The following is a 3007-nucleotide window of genomic DNA, read 5'->3' as shown; positions in this document are numbered from 1 at the left end:
GGGCGACACGCGCCGGCGCCACGGGCGCGATCGGCACGACCTCGCCGGTATAGGGCGATATCACCGGGGTCTTGTTGAGGTCGTAAAATTTCTTACCCGTCGTCGGGCAAATGCGTTTGGTTCCGAGATCGGATTTGGCCACGTGTGAAATCCTGGGAATCTTTCGAAAAGCGGTGCTTCACTTGGCTAGTTGGCAGGCCGCTGTCAATAGTGCTTTGCGGAAGAGGGGCAGGGCGCGTGACGCGGCGCGGCCGCCGGTGCTAGAACCCCGGGCCTGTCGGGCCTTTGAGGACACAATCTTGACCCATTCGGATCGCGCTGCCGATCGCAAGACCCCCATGGAAGCCCGCAGCAGCGGCCCCTTGACCGGGCGGGCCCGCGTTCCCGGCGACAAGTCGATCTCCCACCGTGCCCTGATTATGGGGGCGCTAGCGGTCGGGGAAACCCGAATATCGGGCCTGCTTGAGGGCGAAGATGTCCTCAATACCGCCAAATCGATGCGGGCCCTGGGCGCAAAGGTCGAAAGAACCGGCGACTTCGCCTGGAAGGTCAGGGGAGTGGGTGTCACCGGCTTTGCTGAGCCCGAGGGACCGCTCGATTTCGGTAATTCCGGGACCGGCTGCCGCCTGGTGATGGGGGCGGTCGCGGGATGTCCGATCACGGCGGTGTTCGATGGCGATGCCTCGCTTCGTTCACGGCCGATGCGTCGGGTGCTCGACCCCCTCGAATTGATGGGCGCGCGGGTTGGCGACAGCGGCGAGGGCGGGCGGTTGCCGTTGACCCTGGCAGGCGCCCGCGATCCCTTGCCGATCCTGTACCGGACGCCGGTCGCCTCCGCGCAGATCAAGTCCGCCGTGTTGCTGGCCGGATTGGCCGCGCCTGGCGTGACCACCGTGATCGAAAACGAGGCGAGCCGCGACCACACCGAACTCATGTTGCGGCATTTCGGGGCCGAGATCGTCTCCACCCCGGAGGGAAAGCATGGCCGCAAGATCGCGCTCAACGGTCAGCCCGAATTGCATGGCGAGAAAGTCGTCGTGCCCGCCGATCCCTCCTCGGCGGCTTTTCCGATCGTGGCGGCGTTGATCGTCGAGGGCTCGGATCTCATTCTGCCCGACGTCATGACCAATCCGCTGCGCACCGGGCTGTTCACGACGCTGCGCGAAATGGGCGGGGTGATCGAGGAGCGCGAGGTCCGCACCGATGCCGGTGAGCCGATGGCGGAGCTGCGCGTGCGCGGCTCGAAACTCAGGGGCGTCGAAGTTCCGCCGGAACGGGCCCCCTCGATGATCGACGAATATCTGGTGCTGGCGGTCGCGGCGAGTTTTGCCGAAGGCACGACCGTTATGCGCGGTTTGAGCGAATTGCGGGTCAAGGAATCCGACCGGCTGGCCGCTACCGCCGATATGCTGCGCGTCAACGGTGTCAAGGTCGAGATATCCGGCGACGACCTGATCGTGGAAGGCAAGGGCCATGTGCCCGGCGGCGGCCTCGTTGCCACCCATATGGATCACCGGATCGCGATGTCGGCTCTGGTGATGGGGCTTGCCTCCGACAAGCCGGTCAGGGTCGACGATACTGCTTTCATCGCCACCAGCTTTCCGGACTTCATTCCGATGATGCGCGCGCTCGGGGCCGACTTCTCATGATTATCGCCATCGACGGTCCCGCAGCCTCCGGCAAGGGTACGCTCGCCAAGCGCCTGGCCGCGCACTACAGCTACCATCACCTCGATACCGGCGTGATCTATCGCGCCGTCGCCCACGCCTTGATCAGCCGGGGGGCAGATCTCGAGGACGCGGCCGCCGCGGTCAGCGCAGCGCGGGGGCTCGACCCCGCAACCTTCGACAATCCGGCGCTGAAGTCGCATCAGGTTGGCACAGCCGCCTCTGTGGTCTCTGCCATCCCCGAAGTGCGGGCGGTGCTGGTCGGGTTTCAGCGTCAATTCGCTAGCCAACCGCCCGGCGCCGTTCTCGACGGCCGGGATATCGGCACCGTGATTTGCCCGGACGCGGAGGTGAAGATTTTCGTGGTTGCCGACCCCAAGATACGCGCCCATCGGCGGACCCTCGAAGCCCGTGCCCGCGGCGAAGCGGCGGATGAGGCCACCATCCTGGCCGATATCCTGGCGCGCGATGAACGCGACCGGAACCGGGCGGCCTCGCCTTTAAAGGCCGCTGAAGATGCTTACTTGCTCGATAACTCCCATTTGGATATAGAAGGCGGCGTCCGGGCCGCCATCGACATTATCGAGGCCGTCCGAGCGGGCCGGCAGAAGGTTTGAGCCTCTGCCGTCATTGGAGGAAAGCCCGCTCCGTCAGCTTTGGAAGTCGATATCTCGAACAGAATATTCGAGACTATCGTCTCCGGACATAACTCAACGTATCGAACATGCAGGCCAGCAGCCGGCCCGCTCACGCAATTTTTGCGGAGCGGTCGTCAGTAGTTTGCGGAACTCTGACCCTGTGCGTCCGATGCGCCCATTAACCCGAACGGCCGGCAATTCCCGCATCTGGAGAACAAATGGCTTCGACTGCTAGTTCCTATAATCCCACCCGCGACGATTTTGCCGCGATGCTCGATGAGTCCTTTGCCGGCGGCAACCTTCAGGAAAGCTCTGTCATCAAGGGCAAGGTTGTTGCGATCGAGAAAGACATGGCCGTGATCGATGTCGGCCTGAAGACCGAAGGCCGCGTGGCGCTGCGCGAATTCGCCGGGCCCGGCCGTGAAAGTGACCTCAAGGTCGGTGACGAAGTCGAGGTGTTTCTCGACCGCATCGAAAATGCGCTCGGCGAAGCCGTGCTGTCGCGCGACAAGGCGCGCCGCGAAGAGAGCTGGGGCAAGCTCGAGAAGGCCTTCAACAACAACGAGAAGGTTCACGGCGTCATCTTCAACCAGGTCAAGGGCGGCTTCACCGTCGATCTCGACGGCGCGGTAGCCTTCCTGCCGCGTTCGCAGGTCGATATCCGCCCGATCCGCGACGTCGCGCCGCTGATGAACAATTCGC

4 protein-coding genes are annotated in these 3007 nt (G+C 63.9%); 3 read left to right on the top strand and 1 reads right to left on the bottom strand.

Annotation, left to right across the window (positions count from 1 at the left end; all coding sequences use genetic code 11):
- Window positions 1-142 (bottom strand): TIGR02300 family protein (locus WB528_RS11635; protein WP_423888561.1); only part of this gene is annotated, 142 nt, incomplete at its 3' end.
- Between the two features lie 196 nt (window positions 143-338).
- Between WB528_RS11635 and aroA the strand changes: the two genes are divergently transcribed.
- The 3 genes from aroA to WB528_RS11620 all read left to right on the top strand — a co-directional run.
- Window positions 339-1649: a 3-phosphoshikimate 1-carboxyvinyltransferase gene (aroA, locus tag WB528_RS11630; RefSeq protein WP_423888560.1), complete on the top strand. Its 1311-nt coding sequence runs from the start codon at window positions 339-341 to the stop codon at window positions 1647-1649.
- Complete coding sequence (gene cmk / locus WB528_RS11625; protein WP_423888559.1) at window positions 1646-2284, top strand: (d)CMP kinase; 639 nt, start codon at window positions 1646-1648, stop codon at window positions 2282-2284. Before aroA ends, cmk begins: the two co-directional genes overlap by 4 nt.
- Before the next feature lie 239 nt (window positions 2285-2523).
- Window positions 2524-3007: S1 RNA-binding domain-containing protein (locus WB528_RS11620; RefSeq protein ID WP_423888558.1), on the top strand; the 484-nt coding region annotated here is incomplete at its 3' end.

It is taken from the genome of Bradyrhizobium sp. (assembly GCF_049586575.1).
Lineage (GTDB): Bacteria > Pseudomonadota > Alphaproteobacteria > Rhizobiales > Xanthobacteraceae > Bradyrhizobium.
Note: the sequence above shows the minus strand (reverse complement) of the source record. Positions and strands in the feature narration are given on the sequence as shown.

What these genes read in the sequence shown, in the direction of transcription:
- aroA (WP_423888560.1), top strand. Translation starts at nt 339, where the DNA reads ATGGAAGCCCGCAGCAGCGGCCCCTTGACCGGGCGGGCCCGCGTTCCC.
- cmk (WP_423888559.1), top strand. Translation starts at nt 1,646, where the DNA reads ATGATTATCGCCATCGACGGTCCCGCAGCCTCCGGCAAGGGTACGCTC.